At 69.5% G+C, this 17,893-nt stretch carries 19 protein-coding genes; 10 read left to right on the forward strand and 9 right to left on the reverse strand.

Annotation, left to right across the window (positions count from 1 at the left end; genetic code table 11):
* Positions 1-187: 187 nt before the first annotated feature.
* From AB0I23_RS35190 to AB0I23_RS35225, 8 genes are all read left to right on the forward strand, one after another.
* Complete coding sequence (locus AB0I23_RS35190) at positions 188-973, forward strand: amino acid ABC transporter ATP-binding protein (RefSeq protein WP_359115837.1); 786 nt, start codon at positions 188-190, stop codon at positions 971-973.
* Positions 974-1,024: 51 nt separating this feature from the next.
* Positions 1,025-1,867, forward strand: a complete 843-nt coding sequence (locus AB0I23_RS35195) for a glutamate ABC transporter substrate-binding protein (protein ID WP_359115840.1) — start codon at positions 1,025-1,027, stop codon at positions 1,865-1,867.
* A 75-nt stretch (positions 1,868-1,942) separates the two neighbouring features.
* Positions 1,943-2,608, forward strand: coding sequence for an amino acid ABC transporter permease (locus AB0I23_RS35200; protein WP_359115843.1), 666 nt, complete (start codon positions 1,943-1,945; stop codon positions 2,606-2,608).
* Entirely contained in the window at positions 2,605-3,516 is a 912-nt protein-coding gene (locus AB0I23_RS35205; RefSeq protein ID WP_359115846.1) for an amino acid ABC transporter permease, read from the forward strand. The genes AB0I23_RS35200 and AB0I23_RS35205 overlap by 4 nt, the downstream gene beginning before the upstream one ends.
* 177 nt (positions 3,517-3,693) lie before the next feature.
* The gene (locus tag AB0I23_RS35210; protein WP_359115849.1) at positions 3,694-5,310 is read left to right on the forward strand and encodes an FAD-dependent monooxygenase; all 1,617 of its coding nucleotides are present in this window, start codon (positions 3,694-3,696) and stop codon (positions 5,308-5,310) included.
* Positions 5,311-5,358: 48 nt separating this feature from the next.
* Positions 5,359-5,430, forward strand: coding sequence for a putative leader peptide (locus AB0I23_RS35215; RefSeq protein WP_309544753.1), 72 nt, complete (start codon positions 5,359-5,361; stop codon positions 5,428-5,430).
* Between the two features lie 73 nt (positions 5,431-5,503).
* The gene (locus tag AB0I23_RS35220; RefSeq protein WP_359115851.1) at positions 5,504-6,055 is read left to right on the forward strand and encodes a cysteine dioxygenase; all 552 of its coding nucleotides are present in this window, start codon (positions 5,504-5,506) and stop codon (positions 6,053-6,055) included.
* A gap of 29 nt (positions 6,056-6,084) precedes the next feature.
* On the forward strand, positions 6,085-6,459 hold the full coding sequence (locus AB0I23_RS35225; RefSeq protein ID WP_359115880.1) for a rhodanese-like domain-containing protein: 375 nt from the start codon (positions 6,085-6,087) through the stop codon (positions 6,457-6,459).
* A 60-nt stretch (positions 6,460-6,519) separates the two neighbouring features.
* On the opposite strand, the gene AB0I23_RS35230 is transcribed toward AB0I23_RS35225, so the two are convergent.
* Together AB0I23_RS35230 and AB0I23_RS35235 are read right to left on the reverse strand one after the other, a co-directional pair.
* Positions 6,520-9,081, reverse strand: a complete 2,562-nt coding sequence (locus AB0I23_RS35230; protein WP_359115853.1) for an FtsX-like permease family protein — start codon at positions 9,079-9,081, stop codon at positions 6,520-6,522.
* Positions 9,078-9,686, reverse strand: a complete 609-nt coding sequence (locus AB0I23_RS35235) for an ArsR/SmtB family transcription factor (RefSeq protein WP_359115856.1) — start codon at positions 9,684-9,686, stop codon at positions 9,078-9,080. Before AB0I23_RS35235 ends, AB0I23_RS35230 begins: the two co-directional genes overlap by 4 nt.
* 224 nt (positions 9,687-9,910) lie before the next feature.
* On the opposite strand from AB0I23_RS35235, the gene AB0I23_RS35240 reads away from it, so the two are divergent.
* A complete protein-coding gene (locus tag AB0I23_RS35240) occupies positions 9,911-10,564 on the forward strand; it encodes a DUF6197 family protein (RefSeq protein WP_359115858.1) in 654 nt (217 codons plus the stop codon).
* 121 nt (positions 10,565-10,685) lie between these two features.
* Here the strand turns inward: AB0I23_RS35240 and recX are convergent, their stop codons facing one another.
* The 4 genes from recX to AB0I23_RS35260 form a co-directional block, all read right to left on the reverse strand.
* A complete protein-coding gene (recX, locus tag AB0I23_RS35245; RefSeq protein ID WP_359115861.1) occupies positions 10,686-11,414 on the reverse strand; it encodes a recombination regulator RecX in 729 nt (242 codons plus the stop codon).
* A gap of 3 nt (positions 11,415-11,417) precedes the next feature.
* Positions 11,418-12,548: a recombinase RecA gene (gene recA / locus AB0I23_RS35250; RefSeq protein ID WP_359115863.1), complete on the reverse strand. Its 1,131-nt coding sequence runs from the start codon at positions 12,546-12,548 to the stop codon at positions 11,418-11,420.
* Between the two features lie 410 nt (positions 12,549-12,958).
* Positions 12,959-14,116 carry an AI-2E family transporter gene (locus tag AB0I23_RS35255; protein ID WP_359115866.1) on the reverse strand — a complete coding sequence of 386 codons (1,158 nt, stop codon included), beginning with the start codon at positions 14,114-14,116 and terminating at the stop codon, positions 12,959-12,961.
* A 182-nt stretch (positions 14,117-14,298) separates the two neighbouring features.
* On the reverse strand, positions 14,299-14,493 hold the full coding sequence (locus AB0I23_RS35260; RefSeq protein WP_359115869.1) for a DUF3046 domain-containing protein: 195 nt from the start codon (positions 14,491-14,493) through the stop codon (positions 14,299-14,301).
* Positions 14,494-14,572: 79 nt separating this feature from the next.
* Here AB0I23_RS35260 and AB0I23_RS35265 point away from each other — a divergent pair, with 79 nt between their 5' ends.
* A complete protein-coding gene (locus AB0I23_RS35265; RefSeq protein WP_359115872.1) occupies positions 14,573-15,487 on the forward strand; it encodes a hypothetical protein in 915 nt (304 codons plus the stop codon).
* A 107-nt stretch (positions 15,488-15,594) separates the two neighbouring features.
* On the opposite strand, the gene AB0I23_RS35270 is transcribed toward AB0I23_RS35265, so the two are convergent.
* Genes AB0I23_RS35270 through AB0I23_RS35280 form a run of 3 tightly spaced genes read right to left on the reverse strand, consistent with a single transcriptional unit; the run spans position 15,595 to position 17,592 of the window.
* Positions 15,595-15,900 carry an AzlD domain-containing protein gene (locus tag AB0I23_RS35270; RefSeq protein WP_359115873.1) on the reverse strand — a complete coding sequence of 102 codons (306 nt, stop codon included), beginning with the start codon at positions 15,898-15,900 and terminating at the stop codon, positions 15,595-15,597.
* On the reverse strand, positions 15,897-16,694 hold the full coding sequence (locus AB0I23_RS35275; protein WP_436847047.1) for an AzlC family ABC transporter permease: 798 nt from the start codon (positions 16,692-16,694) through the stop codon (positions 15,897-15,899). The genes AB0I23_RS35270 and AB0I23_RS35275 overlap by 4 nt, the downstream gene beginning before the upstream one ends.
* A 10-nt stretch (positions 16,695-16,704) precedes the next feature.
* The gene (locus tag AB0I23_RS35280) at positions 16,705-17,592 is read right to left on the reverse strand and encodes a helix-turn-helix domain-containing protein (RefSeq protein WP_359115875.1); all 888 of its coding nucleotides are present in this window, start codon (positions 17,590-17,592) and stop codon (positions 16,705-16,707) included.
* Between the last annotated feature and the right edge of the window lie 301 nt (positions 17,593-17,893).

A 17,893-nucleotide genomic window follows, 5' to 3' on the forward strand; every position in this document is an offset into this window, starting at 1 on the left:
TCCTCTTACATCGGGGTTTCCGTTATGCACCCGGTACGCCCCCCGGCACCTCTCCCACCGTCCCGTTCACGCGGAGTGTCCGGTTGCCGCCGGATCGTTATGCTCAATTTCCGCTCAGATGTAATGACGGTGGTCGCACTGCGTCACTAAGGTCCTTCCCAACCGAGGAGGACGGAGCAAGAAGCCGATGAGCGGAGTTTCAGTGACCAAGGCCGCCGAGGATGCCGTACCCGCGGCGAACGACCTTGTCGTACTGAGCAACGTCAACAAGCACTTCGGCGCGCTGCATGTGCTCCAGGACATCGACCTGACCATCGCCCGGGGCGAGGTCGTGGTTGTGATCGGGCCTTCCGGGTCCGGGAAGTCCACGCTGTGCCGCACGATCAACCGCTTGGAGACGATCGACTCGGGCGTGATATCGATCGACGGCAAGCCGTTGCCCCAGGAGGGCAAGGAGCTGGCCAGGCTGCGTGCCGATGTCGGCATGGTCTTCCAGTCGTTCAATCTCTTCGCGCACAAGACGGTGCTCGAGAACGTGATGCTGGGGCAGCTCAAGGTCCGCAAGGCGGACAAGACGGCTGCCGAGGAGAAGGCCCGTGCGCTGCTCGACCGGGTGGGCGTGGCGACGCAGGCCGACAAGTACCCCTCGCAGCTCTCCGGAGGCCAGCAGCAACGTGTGGCCATCGCACGGGCATTGGCGATGGACCCCAAGGTCATGCTCTTCGACGAGCCGACGTCCGCGCTCGACCCGGAGATGATCAATGAGGTGCTGGAAGTCATGCAGCAGCTCGCCCGGGACGGCATGACCATGGTCGTCGTCACCCACGAAATGGGCTTCGCGCGCTCGGCGGCGAACCGTGTCGTCTTCATGGCGGACGGGAAGATCGTCGAAGAGGCAACGCCCGACCAGTTCTTCAGCAACCCGCGCAGTGACCGGGCCAAGGACTTCCTTTCGAAGATCCTGCACCACTGATTTCCGGATCAGCTGTTCACTCACATCGCGTCAACTCTAGGGAAGTTCACCATGCAGCTTCGTAAGGTCACCGCCGCATCGGCCGCCGTGCTCGCGCTCGCCCTCACCGCCACCGCCTGTGGCTCCTCCAACGACAAGGGCGGCGACTCGGCCGGCGGCAGCAAGAAGATCACCATCGGCATCAAGATCGACCAGCCCGGTATCGGTCTGAAGACGCCCGACGGCAAGTACACCGGTTTCGACGTCGATGTCGCCACGTACATCGCCAAGGAACTCGGTTACGACGCCAAGGACATCACCTTCAAGGAGACCAAGAGCGCCGACCGCGAGACGGCGATCGAGCGCGGGGACGTCAAGTTCATCGCCGCCTCCTACTCGATCAACGACGAGCGCCTGCAGAAGGTCGACTTCGCCGGCCCGTACCTGCTGGCGCACCAGGACATCCTGGTCCGCGCGGACGACGACTCGTTCAAGTCCCCGGCTGACCTGAACAGCAAGAAGCTGTGCTCGGTGACCGGGTCGACCTCGGCGCAGAATGTCAAGGAGAAGCTTGCGCCGAAGGCCGACCTCCAGGAGTTCGGCGGGTACTCGGAGTGCCTGACCGGCCTGGAGAACAAGGTCGTCGACGCGCTGACCACCGACGACTCCATCCTGGCCGGTTTCGCCTCGCAGCAGAACTTCCAGGGCAAGTTCAAGCTGGCCGGCCTCAAGATGAGCAACGAGAACTACGGCATCGGTCTGAAGAAGGGCGACGCCGACCTCAAGAAGAAGATCAACGACGCGCTCACCAAGATGGTCTCGGACGGTTCCTGGGACAAGGCCGTGAAGGCCAACTTCGGTCCGGCGAACTACAAGAACGAGCCCGCCCCGAAGATCGGCAACATCGTCAAGTGAAGCAGGGCTGACCGGGCGCGCCGTCCGTGAACGGCGGCGCGCCATGCCCTCCTACACGCGGAAGCGCGGGAGATCGTGTTCGACTTTCTTGAAGGTTACGACCTGTTGGGGGCCTTCTGGGTGACGGTGCAGCTCACCGTCTACTCCGCTCTCGGCTCCCTCATATGGGGAACGCTGCTGACCGGCATGAAGGTCAGCCCGGTCCCCCTGATGCGCGGCTTCGCCACCGCCTATGTGAACGTGGTCCGGAACATTCCGCTGACCGTGATCATCGTGTGCTCGTCGCTGGGCCTCTACCAGACCCTGAGCATCACCCTCGGCGCCAGCGATTCCAAGGACATCAACTTCCGGCTCGCGGTGCTCGCCCTGATCGCCTACACCTCCGCCTTCGTGTGCGAGGCACTGCGCTCCGGCATCAACACCGTCCCGGTCGGCCAGGCCGAGGCGGCACGTGCCCTCGGTCTGAGCTTCACCGAGGTGCTGCGGCTGATCGTCCTCCCGCAGGCGTTCCGCGCGGTCGTCAACCCGCTGTCCAATGTCCTGATCGCGCTGACGAAGAACACCACGGTCGCCTCCGCGATCGGAGTCGCCGAAGCCTCGTACCTGATGAAGGTCATGATCGAGGCCGAGGCCCAGCTGATCCTGATCGCCGCTGTCTTCGCGCTCGGCTTCATCTTTCTGACCCTCCCGACCGGCCTGATCCTCGGCTGGGTGAGCAAGAAGGTGGCGGTGAAGCGATGACTTCCGTCCTCTACGACGCCCAGGGACCGCGCGCCAAGCAGCGCAACATCCTGTACACGGTGCTGTTCGTGCTGTGCGCCGCGGCAGTGGTGTGGTGGGTGTACGACGGCCTCGCCGCGAAACACCAGCTCGACTGGATCAAGTGGAAGCCCTTCTTCACCAGCTCCCAGCCCTGGGAGACGTACATCTGGCCGGGCCTCCAGAACACGCTCAAGGCCGCGTTCTTCTCCCTGATCATCGCGCTGCCGCTCGGTGCGCTGTTCGGCATCGGACGACTCTCCGACCATCGATGGGTACGGCTGCCGGCCGGTGCGGTGGTGGAGTTCTTCCGCGCCATCCCGGTGCTGATCCTGATGATCACCGCGAATGCGGTGTACTCCGAGTACACGAACATCAGCAGCGACTCGCGGCCGCTGTACGCCGTGGTCACGGGCCTGGTCCTCTACAACGCCTCGGTGCTCGCCGAGATCGTGCGGGCCGGCATCCTCTCCCTTCCGCAGGGCCAGACGGACGCGGCCAAGGCGATCGGCATGCGCAAGGGTCAGACCATGGTGTTCGTGCTGCTGCCGCAGGCGGTGACGGCCATGCTGCCGGCGATCGTCAGCCAGCTGGTCGTCATCGTGAAGGACACCGCACTCGGTGGCGCCATGATGACCTTCCCCGAGCTGCTGGCCTCGATCCGCCCGATGAGCGCGAACTACGGCGCGAACACCATTGCGTGCTTCACGATCATCGCCCTGCTCTACGTCGTGGTGAACTTCGCCCTGACCTCGTTCGCGAGCTGGCTGGAGGGCCGGCTGCGGCGCGGGAAGAAGAGCACGGGTGGCGCGGTCGGTGCCACACCCGGCGGCGGACTGGAGACCATCGGTGCGCCGGCGCTCAAAATCGATGACGGACGCGCCCTCTGACGGTTTGTCGTCCATGGCTGCGCGAGGAGCGCCGGTGCATGCACCGGCGCTCCTCGCCGTGCTCGGGTGTCACTTGACGCAAGCACCGGCAGTGGGTTGCATACGTTCTGTGATCGCCGACCGAGCCCCCGCTTCCGCTTCCACTCCTCCGACCGCACGGGCCCAGGGAGTCGCGCCGTGGACCCGGTGATCGTCGTCGGCGCCGGGCCCGTCGGCCTGACGCTGTCGCTCGCCCTCGCCGCGCAGGGCGTTCCCTCCGTCGTCCTCGACGAGGATCCGGGGAGGGACGAGACCCGTCCCGCCCGGACGGTGGTGCTGCGCGAGGACACCGCGGCCCTGGTGGAGCGGCTCGGGTGCAAGACGCTCCGGGACGAGGGCGCCCACTGGACGGGCTGGCGCTCCATGCGCCGCAAGCAACTGGTACGCGAACTGCGCCTCGGCGAGGACTCCCCGCACGGTGATCCGCTCCCGGCCCCGCTCCATCTGCCCCAGCACGCCCTGATGCGCGGACTGCGGGCCGCGGTCACCGGGCAGGAGCTGGTACACATGGCGCCGCTCAGCCGGATCGACACCCTCGAGCAGGATCCGGCCGGGGTCACGGTGCACACCAGGGAACCCGATTCGACCTGGTGGCGCGGGAGTTACCTGGTCGGCTGCGACGGCGCCAGATCCACCGTCCGCAAGCTCCTGGACATCAGGTTCCCGGGGCGCACAGCGGTGGAGCGGCACGCCGTCGCCGCACTGCGCACCGAACTTCCCTGGCCTGGGCAGGCCGTGCTGCACCGGCTGCCGCCGTGGCGCACCGGGGGCGCCGAGGTCACCGCGCGCCCGCTGCCGGACGGTGCGTGGCGGCTGGACTGGCTGCTCCCGCCACGCGGCGAGCTCGTCACCCCCGACACCCTGATCACCCGGGTGCGGGACACTCTCGCGGGCTGGTGCGGCGGCGAGACCCCGCCGTACGAACTGCTGGACACGGGCGTGTACACGCTGCATCACCGGCTGGCCCGGCGCTGGCGGGTCCAGCGGGCCTTCCTCGCCGGGGACGCCGCCCATCTGCTCGGTGCACTCGGTACGCAAGGGCTCGACGAAGGGCTGCGGGACGCCGAGAACCTGGCCTGGAAGCTGGCGCAGGCCTGGCATCACGGCGCCTCCGAGGTGCTGCTCGACAGCTACCAGGCGGAGCGCCGCGCCGCAGTCGCCTCCCGGCTGCGCGCGGCGGACCAGTCGCTGCCGATACTGCGCGGCAGCGGAGGGCTGCGGACCATCGTCCCCGGGAGCGCACGGGGGCACGATTCACTGCTCGCCGACGGTCACCTGGGGTGCGGCCCACTCGGTGCGCCCCCCTCGTACTCGCACTCCCCCCTTGCGCCTGCGTACACCGAGGCGCACACATCGGTGGGTACGCCCCCGGGCGCGCCGGTCGCCGATGTACGGGTGACGGCACCCGACGGCACGACCGTACGGCTGCGCGAGCGGCTCGGGCGGGGCCGTCTGCTGGTCGTGCTGGTCGCTCCGGGGACCGGTGTGTGGGACCGGCGCCACTGGTTGACCGCGGGCGTGATGCCCCGGCTCGTCGAGTCGGTCGACGCCCTGCCGGTGAGGGGGGAGCTGCTGGTGACCGAGGCCTACCCGGGTGCCTCGGCCCATACTGTGCTGCTGATCAGGCCGGACGGGCATCTGGTGGCATCGTTCGGCGGGGTCCGGCCCGCGGAACTTTTCGCGGCGGCGGACGCGGCGCGCGGCGGTGCCCCCCGTGCCTCCGCACGCTCCGACCGGACCGCAGACATCAATTGACCCCCACAGGCAGCACGTGGTGTACTCCGGAATGTGACCGACACCGATGTGCGCCTGTGGCGGAGGGTCCATATGGACCTCGTCCGCTATGCGGGCTGTGTGTGTCGCCCGTCCTGCTGAATCGCCTCTCCCTGCCGCGGGGCGCGCTCTGTCGCACGCCGGGCACCACGCGCGAACTCTCAGGACGGTCCCTGTGTCTGTCTCTCCCCCACCTTCCGTACGCACACCCGCTTCCGGCCGGGGCTCCGGTGCCGGTCCCACGGCTGCGGAACTGCTCGACTTCGTCGGTCGTACGGCGGCGGACGCAGGTCTGATCGCCTCGCTCCCCCTTGATCCCGAGGGCCGCACCTGGGTCCGCCTCGACGGGCCCGGCGGCAGCGAGGCGTGGCTGATCGGCTGGCCGCCGCACACCGGCACCGGCTGGCACGACCACGCCGACTCGATCGGCGCCTTCACCACCGCGAGCGGCACGCTCAAGGAGCATTCGCTCGCGGTCAGACTGCCCGCCGACGGCTGGAAGACCCTGGAACTGGCCGAAGATGTCGACCGGTCCCGGCAGTTGACGGCCGGTCACGGCAGGGCGTTCGGGCAGCACCATGTGCACGAGGTGCTGAACGAATCCGGCACCGAGCACGCTGTCTCGGTCCATGCGTACTATCCGCCGCTGCCGCAGATCCGGCGCTACAGCCGCACCGGTGCGGTACTCCGCCTTGAGCACATCGAACGCCCGGAGGACTGGCAGTGAGCGACGAGCGCGACAACGGTGCGGAGCGGATGGGGATCGTCGAACTGTTGGAGCGGGTCCGGGCCGGGTATGACCGGATCGGTCCGCACGAGGCGATCGCCGCCGTGGCGGACGGGGCCCTGCTGGTGGACATCCGCTACGCGGCGCTGCGCGAGCGGGACGGGTTGATCCCGGGGGCGCTGATCGTCGAGCGCAACGAGTTGGAGTGGCGGCTCGACCCGCAGGGCAGCCATCGCGCACCGGAAGCGGTCAACCACGATCTGCGGGTGGTGGTGGTCTGCAACGAGGGGTACGCGTCGAGTCTCGCGGTCGCGTCCCTGAGGCAGTTGGGGCTGCACCGGGCGACCGATCTGATCGGCGGGTTCCAGGCGTGGCGGGCGGCCGGGCTGCCGGTCGGCGCCTGACCGGTGGCGGGTCCGACCGCGCTGCGCCCTGCGCCCTTCCGCCGCCACCGGCCGGTGGCGTCACTGCTTGGACATCGCCACCTCCACCGGGCTGACCTTGAGTGCCAGCCGGCCGGGCAGGGCCGAGGCGACGAGTGCCAGCAGCGCGGCTGCGCCCACCACCGTCGCGTACACCGACGGCAGGACGGTGGGCGCCGCACTGCCGGTCATGCCGATGCTGAAGGCGGTCAGCACGGCGAGAGCGATACCGGTGCCGAGGACGGCGGCGATCAGCAGGACCGACAGGGCTTCGATACGGAGCATCCGCAGGACCTGTCGGCGAACGGCACCGGCCAGCCGGAGCATGGCGAACTCCCGGATCCGCTCGGACACCGACATGGCGAGGGTGTTGACGACCGCGATCGCGGTGAAGGCGATGATCAGGGCCATGGCGAGATAGTTGACCTCTGCGTTCTGCTGCTGCCGGTCCGCCTGAAGCCGGTCGGCGGTGGCAGGGGCGAGCACGGCGACACCGGGGAACTTCTGCAGTGCGGCGGCGAGTCGGCTGCCGTCACTGTCCCCGGCGACCAGGACCGTGGCGGCGAGGGGGTTGTCCATGTGGTGGGCGACGAGGTCGTGGGGCAGGGTCAGATCGCCGAAACCGAGGCCGCGGGCGTAGACGGCGGCGACAGTCAGGGTGGTGGGTGTGCCGTCGCCGAGGTGCAGTTTCAGTTCGCTGCCGGGGTGCAGTCCCAACTGTTCGGCAGCGAGTTCACTGATCGCGGCGGTGCGGGGACGGGCGGCGAAGTCGGCGAGCGAGCCGCTGGTCACCTCGGGGTCCCAGGTGTGGACGAGACCGGCCTGGGTGACGCCCTGGGCCGTGAACTTCGCAAGACCGACCCTGACCGAGGTCCGTACGACCTCGGTGGCGGCCGTCACGCCCGGTGTCCTGCGCACGGCCTCGGCAGCGGCGGACGGGACTCCGGGGCCCTGGGAGGAGAGGATCCGGGTGGCACGGGTTCCTTCGCGGGCCTGGGCGCGGGCGGCGTCACCGAGGGTCGGCTGAACGAAGAGAACCGTGCAGGTCATCGCGATGAGCAGGGTGAGCGGGGTGACGACGGCGGCCATCCGAGTGGAGTTTCCACGGATGTTCGCGATGGCGAGAGTACCCCCGGGCCCGGCCGGCCGGAGCGGTCCCGCGAGCAGTGCCGCCGCCACCTTGACGAGGAGCGGGCCGAGGAGCGACACGGCCGTGGTCAGCACCACGACGGCCAGGAAGGTGACGGGGGTCGAGGCCGCTTCGGTGCGCAGGCTGCCGAGTACGGCGACGAGCGCTCCGCCGCCCGCGAGCAGCACCAGACCTGCGGAGATCCGAATCGAGGCCGGGCGCTCGCGCTCGACCGTGGACTCGGTCATGGCCTCGGCAGGACGGATACGGGCAATCCGGCGGCCGGAGATTCTGGCGGCTGCCCAGGCGCCGAGGAGGGTGACGGCGAGGGCGGCGAAGACCGGGAAGATTCCCGCGGTGCGTTCCAGTGACGGTGGGATCGCATCCATGTCGATGAATCGGCTGTGGAGCCAGCCGGCGAGCGGCAGTCCGGCGAGCGAGCCCAGCAGGCCGGCCACGGCACCGACGACCAGCGCCTCACGCCCGAGCAGACTGCGGACCTGGCGTGGAGTGGCGGCGATGGCGCGCAACAGGGCCAGTTCACGGTGGCGCTGCTGGATGGAGAGCGCAAAGGTGCCGACGACCACGAGAATCGCGACGAGGAGTGAGGTGCCACCCATCGCACCGCCCATGGAAACGAGCTTGATCCGGGCGCCCGCGGCGTCCAGGAACTCGACGGGACCGCGGTCGTCGCCTGTGGCCACCTGCGCGGTGGTGCCTTTGAGCGCCTGCTCCACCCGCTGCTTCAGCCGGCTGAGGTCGACGCCGGGCGCGGGTTCCACACCGAGGACGGTGACCTGGCCGGGGCGGACGGCGAGGCGGGTGGCCTCTGCATCGGAGAAGAAGAGGGAGGTCTGCTGCCGGAGGTCGCCGCGGTGCGCCGGGGCCGCGACGCCGCTGATGCGGTACGTGCGGGGAACACCAGTGGACTGCACGGTCAGCCGGTCTCCGGGCTTCAGGCGGGTTCGCTCGGCGAGCCCCCGGTCGATCACCACGTCGTCGGCGGAGACGGGGGGACGGCCCGCGGTGAGCGCGAAGGGCGTGAGTGAGGCGGAGGCCCAGGAGTGTCCGTACGACGGCGTGGAGGATGTGGCGGGCTCGGCGGTGAGCTGGGCAGCGGGCACGGCGAGGAAGGTGAGTTCGGGGACCACCTTGCGTACGCCGTCCACGGTCCGGATCCGGTCCGCGGTGGCCGCGGGAAGCCAGGCGCGCTCAGCAACGGGTTTCGCCTTGTGCTTGACCTTCGTCTTCCCGTTGCCCTTGTGCGTGACGGTGGTCCGGTGAACGTTCTGGTCGGCGGAGACGATGAGCGGAGCCGCGGCATAGCGCTCGGTGGCGATCCGTCCGCGCAGGCCGGTCTCCAGGAGCGTGCCGCAGGCGGTGACAAGGGCGGCGGCGCACATCAGGGCCAGCAGGGCGCCAAGGAACCCGCCCTTGCGGTCACGGATCGTCTGCAGGGCGTAGCACAGCATCATGATGCCTCCGTCTCTCTTGTGTTGTCGCCCGCAAGGAGTGGGGCCGGGAAGGCGAGCAGCCGGGTGTGGACCGTGCGGGCGCCCGGCGGAGTGTCGGCGTCGGACCGCTTGCAGCGGTTCATGAGAGCGATGTACTCCTCGAAGAACGCGCGGAGTTCGGGGAGCGTGAGCCGGATGGAACCGCGCGAGTACGGGAACGCGTCGGCCCACTCGCCCCGTTCGCCGCTGTCGCGCTGAAGCTGCTCGGAGAGGGCGAGGCCGGCGCCGTATGCGTGGCGGTTCAGCGCGTCCATGGCGAGCCGCACCTCGGGGCTCTGGCGTGACCGGGGCGGGAAGCGCCGGTCACCGGGAACGGCCCGCCACCACCTCGCCCGACGCCTGTCCGGCTCCTGGGCCGAGATGTCCTCCACGAAGCCGTACCTGGCCAGTTCGCGCAGGTGGTAGCTGATGGCCCCGGTGTTCAGCTCGAGGGCGCGGGCAAGGATCGCGGACGTCGCGGGGCCGTGCAGGGTGAGGTGTTGAAAGATCTGCTGCCGCCTGGGCTGGGCGAGCGCTCCGAGAGCGGCCAGCTCTGTGATGTCGGTGCCACCGGGCTTCTCTGCCATGCGTCACACACTGCTCTGTGCACAGATACCTGGGCACTGGAGCGTGTCGGCGTCTTCGTACGGGGGGTTTCCCCCGGCACCTGTGCTCTTGCCTCCCCTAGGTCCTGAACCGAGCCGGATCCGACCCGACAGCACCCGAATGACCCACCCCAGTGGGGCGCATTCGTCACAAGGCGGACATTTGTCTCACTATCAAGGACCGTTATGACGGAGATGCCACACCGATGCCGACCACCGCCTTCACCCCCGACCAGCTCGACCGTCAGGCCGCCCGCCTCCATGACACGGAGGCCTGGCAGCAGATCGTCACGGGCTGGGACATCACCACCCCCGAACCGGTACGTCCCGCCCCACCCGGCTCCGCGCCGCACCCGACGGACGGGCACTCGGCGGACGGGCATCCGGCCGACTGGCGCGATCTACTGTCCGTGCCGGTCGATCAGCTGATCGCCGACTCGGTCCGCTCCGTGCCCCCGGCCGCCCCGCGCGAGCGCCCCCTCCCCGGACGCCTCGGCGCGATCCTCCCCGATCGGTTCCACGGCTGGCGCCGCATCGGGCAGCCCGAACTGCGGCCCTCCACCCACCTCGCCTACGCGCGACAGATCCTGACCGAGTGGGGCTGGCAGAACACCCCGTACCGACTGCGGAACGCCCGCGGCGCCCGGTGCGTCTGCGGCGCCCTCCTCACCGCGCACCGTCTGGGCTACGGCTCCCTCGACACCGTTGACCGGGCCGGCGCCTGGATCGTCGCCGAGCTTCGCTCGCAGGGCTGGACCGACCTGATCGGCCCCTGGAACCGCCACCCCGGCCGCACCGCAGCGGATGCCGTGGCCCTGCTGGACGCCACCATCCGCCGCGCCTCACATGCCGGACAGTGACCGCCGCGCATCCCCGATCCGCGGCACCCCCGACCACCACGACATGCACACCCCGCCGCGCACGCCCGCACCGTGCGCACCCCCCTGTGTACACATCCCTGCACACCCCGACGCGGACCCGTCAGAAGGGCTCGTCCAGGCCTTCCGTGTCCTCGCCCTCTGCTTCGAGTGCCTGGCGCACCACGCGCAGCGCCATCCCCTCCCCGTACCCCTTGCGCGCGAGCATGCCCGCGAGGCGGCGCAGCCGCTTGTCGCGCTCCAGGCCGCGGGTGGAACGGAGTTTGCGCGCGATGAGCTCGCGGGCCGTCTCCTCCTCCTGCTCGGAGTCGAGTTGCCCGACGGCCTCGTCGATCACCGCCGAGTCCACCCCCTTGGTTCGCAGTTCCCGGACGAGAGCGCGGCGAGCCAGCCCACGGCCGTGGTGCCGGGACTCCACCCAGGCATCCGCGAACGCCGCGTCGTCGATCAGCCCGACATCCTCGAACCGCGACAGCACCTCCTCCGCGGCCTCGTCCGGAATCTCCCGTTTGCGCAACGCGTCCGCAAGCTGCTTGCGGGTGCGCGGAGTCCCGGTGAGCAGCCGCAGACAGATATTGCGCGCCTGCTCGACCGGATCTCGCGGCTCCCCCTTCTCGGCCCTCGACGAGGAAGGGGAGCCGCTGTTCCTGGAGCGGGAGCGGGCACGATGCCCCGCGCCCTCGCCGAATCGCCCGCCCGAGCCGGTGCCGCAACCGGGACCGGCCTCCGGCCGGTATGCGGACTCGGACGCGGAATCGTCCGCGGGCCCGACGTCTCCTGGGCCGGGACCGGCGCCGACGGCGCTGTCCGGCCACTCCGTACGACGCGTCACGGTCTAGCTCTTGGCCGCCGCGGCCTTGGCCGGCTTGGCCTTGCCGGCCGGAGCTGGCACCGACTTCGCGCCGTCGGCCGGAGCCGCAGCGCCACCCGCCGCGTCCGCACCCGGCTCGGCGCTCAGAGCCGCATCCGGCCTGACGCCGATGCCCAGCTTCTCGAGGATCTTCTTCTCGATCTCATTGGCGAGGTCGGGGTTGTCCTTGAGGAAGTTACGGGCATTCTCCTTGCCCTGGCCGAGCTGGTCGCCCTCGTACGTGTACCAGGCGCCCGCCTTGCGCACGAAGCCGTGCTCCACGCCCATGTCGATCAGACCGCCCTCACGGCTGATGCCCTGGCCGTAGAGGATGTCGAACTCGGCCTGCTTGAACGGCGGCGCGACCTTGTTCTTGACAACCTTGACGCGGGTGCGGTTGCCGACCGCGTCGGTGCCGTCCTTGAGCGTCTCGATGCGGCGGATGTCGAGGCGCACCGACGCGTAGAACTTCAGCGCCCGGCCGCCGGTCGTGGTCTCCGGGGAGCCGAACATCACACCGATCTTCTCGCGGAGCTGGTTGATGAAGATCGCGGTGGTCTTGGACTGGTTGAGCGCGCTGGTGATCTTGCGGAGCGCCTGGCTCATCAGACGGGCCTGCAGACCCACGTGCGAGTCACCCATCTCGCCCTCGATCTCCGCACGCGGCACGAGCGCTGCGACGGAGTCGATGACGATCAGGTCGAGAGCGCCCGAGCGGACCAGCATGTCCACGATCTCGAGCGCCTGCTCACCGTTGTCCGGCTGGGACAGGATGAGGCTGTCGATGTCGACGCCGAGCTTCTTCGCGTACTCGGGGTCGAGGGCGTGCTCCGCGTCGATGAAGGCCACCGAGCCACCGAGCCGCTGCGCGTTCGCCACCGCGTGCAGCGTCAGCGTCGTCTTGCCGGAGGACTCCGGTCCGTACACCTCCACCACACGGCCGCGCGGCAGTCCGCCGACGCCGAGGGCGACGTCGAGTGCGGTCGACCCGGTGGGGATCACCTCGATGGGCTCGTTCGGCCGCTCACCGAGGCGCATCACCGCGCCCTTGCCGAATTGCCGTTCAATCTGTGCGAGTGCGGCGTCCAGCGCCTTCTCGCGGTCGGTTCCTGCCATGGGTTCCACCCGATTTGCTTGAGTCGATCGCTTCACGTCAAAGACGCTAACCCCTGCCACTGACAATGGGCCTCGACGTCCTCCCGGCCTGTGGACAACTCCACGGTCGGGCCCGGGAAAACCCGGCCGGAATCCCATGAGAATGGATGTTTGATTTTGATGTCAAGCACACCGCGCCGGACCGGCCCGCCCCCAGAGTAGCGCCCTAGCATCACACATTTGGAGAGTCAAGGAGACGTGGTCAACCTCATACTGGATTCCGGCCGTATGGGGACATCGCCGACAGAAGGACCGATGTGACGGGCTATCGCTGAGCCCGCCCGCCGCCCACGCCCAGCACCCCTCACTCCCGCACCGGCGCACCGCACGCGCCGGGCAACCTGCCGGACCGCCCGCGTCCGGTTGTCGTGTCAGGCCTGCGGATCCGGGACGTTCGGCCGCTCGGCATCGTTGCCCGGCGCCCGGGTCGTCAGGCCCCGCAGCCGTGAGAGCACCGGATCGCCGCGCCGCCACAGATGCCGGCCGTGCACCCGCGGGTCGTCCGTCACGTCGTAGCGCTTCACATAGGCACCGAGGAATGCCTGCAGCGTGGCGACGGCCGGAATCGCGATGAGCGCGCCCACGGCGCCCATCAGAGCCGTACCGGCGATGACCGAACCGAAGGCGACCGCCGGATGGATGTCCACAGTTTTCGAGGTGAGCTTGGGCTGCAGCACATAGTTCTCGAACTGCTGGTAGATCACGACGAATCCGAGCACCCACAGGGCGTACCAGGGGTCGACGGTGAACGCGATCAGCATCGGCAGGGCGCCCGCCAGATACGTACCGATCGTGGGAATGAACTGCGAGACGAGGCCGACCCAGACCGCGAGCGCCGGGGCGTACGGCACACCAAGGATCACCAGCAGGATGTAGTGCGCGCTCCCGGAGATGAGCGCCATCAGTCCGCGCGAGTAGAGATAACCGCCGGTCTTGTCGACCGCGATCTCCCAGGCCCTCAGCACTTCGGCCTGCCGGGCGGGCGGCAGCACGGAGCACAGGGCGCGGCGCAGCCGGGGACCGTCGGCCGCGAAGTAGAAGGAGAACAGGAAGATCGTCAGCAGCCGGAAGAGCCCGCCGAGCACGGTGGTCGAGACGTCGAGCACACCGGTCGCGCTGTTCTGGACGTACTTCTGCAGCCAGTCGGAGTGCAGCAGGCTGTCCTGAACCTCGACCCGGGAGAGATCGGTGTGGAAATTCTGGTTGATCCAGTTGATCACCGAGTCGAGGTACTTGGGGAACTCTTCGACCATGTCGACGATCTGGCCCGCGAGCATCGAGCCGAGCAGCACGACGAACCCGGCGCCGGCGATCAGCACCACGAGGAAGACCAGGAAGGTGGCCAGACCGCGGCGCATACCGCGCTCCGACATCCGGCTCACCGCAGGCTCTATGGCGAGCGCCAGGAAGAACGCGATCAAAATATTGATCAACAGCCCGATGAGCTGGTCGAACGCCCAACTGCCGAGCCGGAAGCAGGCGTAGAGCGCCAGGGCGAGAACCATGGCTCGCGGCAGCCATGCGGGCATTCGGGCCGACCCATTGCCGGAAGGCGGGATCGGTGGCGCGGCCGGCGGAACGGCTGGGGTCAGAGGCCGCTGGGTCTGGGCTGTCTCGTCTGTCGGTGCCACGGATCCAGTCTCGCCTACGGCTGTGACAGCCGGCCGCCCACCCCGGGAACAGCTGAGGTCAGCGGTGGGCGGACACGGCGTCAGCGTCTGTCGGCGGGAATGCCGACCGCCGTGCAGACACCGCGCCAGACGTCCTTCGCTTCCCAGCCCTCGGCCAGCGCCTGGTGCACCGTACGCCCGCCGAGCTCGGCCATCACATGGTCGCGCGCAAAGGAGTCGGCGTACCCCGCACCGAAGTGGTCCGCCATCCGTTCCCAGAAAATCGTCAACCGCATGACTTCAGTATCCCGCTCCCGAGTGTGCAGCCGGGCCACTACGCCCTGTCGAGAGCGCTTACCGGCCTACGGTCGGTCCATGGCCGGAACAGGAGCAAGCCCCCTCAAGCGTGCCGAGCATTTCATCTGGCTCACAGCCCGCGTCCTCGAACAGCGGCGGTTCACCCATCACTTCCTGGGAGGCAGCGCGGACGCCGTGGAGACCGCACTCGCCGCCTATCTCCATGAGGACGGCGGATACGGTCACGCACTCGAACCCGATCTGCGGGGCCCCGCCAGCCAGCCGCTGCACACGGCCCATGCGCTCAGCGTCCTGGACTCCATCGGGCGCTGCAGCGGTCTGCGGGTGGAGCGGATCTGCCGCTTCCTGACCGAGGTATCGACCACGGAGGGGGCGCTGCCCGCGCTTCTGCCCTCGCAGCGCGGCTATCCGGCCGCGCCGTTCATCCCGATCGTCGACAACCCTCCGGCCGAGTTGCTGGCCACCGGCCCCGTCGTCGGACTGCTGCACCGCAACGCGGTGTGGCACGCCTGGCTGTTCCGGGCGACGGACTTCTGCTGGGCGGCGGTCGACGCGCTGGAGAAGTCGCATCCGTACGAGATCGAAGCCGCGGTCGCCTTCCTCGACGGCGCTCCGGACCGGGCACGGGCGGAGGCGGCGGCGGACCGTCTCGGGCGGCTCGTGCGGGAACAGCGGCTGGCCGTACTGGATCCGGAGCGGCGTGCGGAGCACCCGGTGGCGGCCGGGTACGCACCGGGCGAGCAGCATTTCCCGTACGACTACGCCCGCACCCCCGAATCGCTCGCCCGCCGCTGGTTCACCGACGAGGAACTGGAACGCTCGCTCGACCATCTGGCGGCGGAGCAGCAGGCGGACGGCGGCTGGCCGGTGAACTGGCGGCAGTGGGCACCTGGCACCGCCTTGGAGGGCCGCCCCCTGGTGACGCTGAAGGCGCTGCTGACGCTGCGGGCCCATGGCCGCAGCCTCGGCTGAGACCGACCGGCACAGTCGATTCCGCCGCCGTCGTTCGTGGGGCGGTCAACGCTGGGACCGCTTCGGGCGCCTCTGTCCGATCGGGGTTGCCTCTCCCGGCATGTTGTCTATCCGAGCGCACGCGCCCCGGCCGTGACGACGACGGCGGCTCCCACGACCACCAGGAAGGGAGCGCGCAGCACCAGGGCGAGTGCGGCGGCGGCGAGCCCGGCACCCCTGGCGTCGAGCACCAGCTGTTGTCCGTTCCCGAAGGTCTGCTGCGCCGTGAGGGCCGCCAGGAGCGCCACGGGCAGGAGCGCGGCAAGACGCTGTACGAGCGGGCGTTCCAGCGCCCCTGCGGGGACCAGCAGTCCCAGCAGCTTCGCAAGGTAGCATCCGGCGGCAGTGAGGGCGATCGCTATCCATACGTTCATCGGGCTTCCTCCGTCGTGGTCGCGTCCTTGGCCGGCCTGTCAATGGCCGATGCCTTCCTGCGTCCCATCAGGAAAAGGACGGCAGGCGCGGCAAGCGCGGCGAGCAGCACGGGTACGCCCGCGGGCAGCATGGGCAGCGCCCCCAGGGCGAGCAGGACGGCGAGAGCGGCGGTGACGCGCTCCGTGGTGCTCTTCAGCATCGGAGCGAGCAGCGCGAGGAAGACTGCGGGACTTGCCGCGTCCAGCCCCCAGGTGTCGGTGTCGCCGAGCGCCTCGGCGCCCAGCGCCCCCAGCAGTGTGGTCAGGTTCCACAGCACGTACAGGGTGAGTCCGGTGACAGTGAAGCCGATCCGCGCGGCCCGTCGGGTGGGCTGCGGCAGCGTCACCGCGGTCGTCTCGTCGATGACCCACTGGGCGGCGAGCGGTCGTACGGCGCGCGGGAGGGCGAGCAGCTGCGACAGCCGCAGACCATAGAAGGCGTTGCGTACGCCGAGGAAGAACGCACCGGCAGCGGCGGTGTACGGATTTCCGCCTGCGGCAAGGGCGCCCACCAGCGCGAACTGCGAGGCGCCGGTGAAGACGAGGAGGCTGAGCGCGCAGGTCTGGAGCAGGCTCAGGCCGGAGCCCGCCGAGGTGACACCGAAGGCGAAGCCGGAGAGGCCCACCGCGATACCGACGCCGAGCGCGTCGCGGATGACGGCCGCGTCGGGTTTCGCCTCGCCGACGGCGGTTATGCCGTCGGCGGCCTCGGCCGTCTCGCCGAGTCTTTCTGAGGATGCTGTCTGTTCTGGCACGTCCGGAACGCTACGCGGACGAATCAGGACTGGTCTTGTACGTTTTTGCGCGTTCACGCTGGTACGCGCCGGGCGGCACCCCCACGATCCGGGTGAAATGACGGTTGAGGTGCGGCTGATCGGTGAAGCCGACCTCGGCCGCCGCGTCCGCCGGTGGGATGCCCGCATCGAGCATCCTCCGCGCACGCCGCACCCGGGCATCAGTGAGCCAGGTGTGCGGCGGCATCCCGTACTGCTTCTTGAACGCCCGCAGCAGGGCGAAGGGGCTGGTGCCGAGCTCGGCGGCCAACGTCTCGAGCGTCGGCGGCTCGGCCATCCTGCTCTCCAGCACCGCACGCGCCCGCGCCGCGTCCCGGGCACCCGCCGACCGGGGAGCGCGAGCGGGCAGCACGCTGCCGTGGCGGCTGAGCAATCGCGTGACCATGATCCGCAGAACGCTGTCGGCGGCGAGCGCATTGCCCTCCTCGGCCGCCCGGTGCACCTCGCCGATGAGCCGGGACGCCTCCGTGTCGAGGACGCTGGTCTCGGTGAAGCCGACCGTGCCGCGCAGCCGCGTCGTATCGGCCGCGATGTCGTTGATCACCTGCGCGGACGGGTACAGCGTGGCGTACACCCAGCCCTCGGGGGCCCCGGCCCGGGCGGTGTGAGGCACCTCCGGATTGATCATGACGACGGTGCCGGGACCCGCGTGCACGGTGCCGCCGGGCAGCCCGACGTCCTCGATGCCCCGGGTGATGGTGCCGAAGACATAGCCCTCGTGGCTGTGGCGCGGGAAGGCGTGGCGGACGTACCGGGCGCGCAGAAGATCGAGGTCGGGCAGTTCCGCGTACTGCCAGTACCTCGCCCACTCCCCCGCAGCCGCAACCGGGGCCGGCTCCGGGACCGATGGTGCCGCCATACCCGAATTCTCGCAGGCCCCGGCCGTGGTCGGCGTCCAGTACCGGCCGTCTTCACCGTCCGGTACCCGACCCTCGTCAGCTTCTGGTGCCGAACCTCGTCACCCTCCGGAATCAGTCCGTTGATGCTCCTATTGGCTGTCAAGCGGCGGTTAGCCAGTCGCGGTAGGCGTTGGCGAGAGTGTCGTCACGGCGGGTGCCGCGTTCAATGCAGGAGATGACTGCCGGCCAGACGTTGAAGTGGTGGGCGGCGGCGGTGAGGGTGATGTTCTTGGCCTGGCGCGCGGGTCGCAGGTCGGCGAT

This window comes from Streptomyces atratus (genome assembly GCF_040655115.1).
Classification (GTDB): domain Bacteria; phylum Actinomycetota; class Actinomycetes; order Streptomycetales; family Streptomycetaceae; genus Streptomyces; species Streptomyces atratus_D.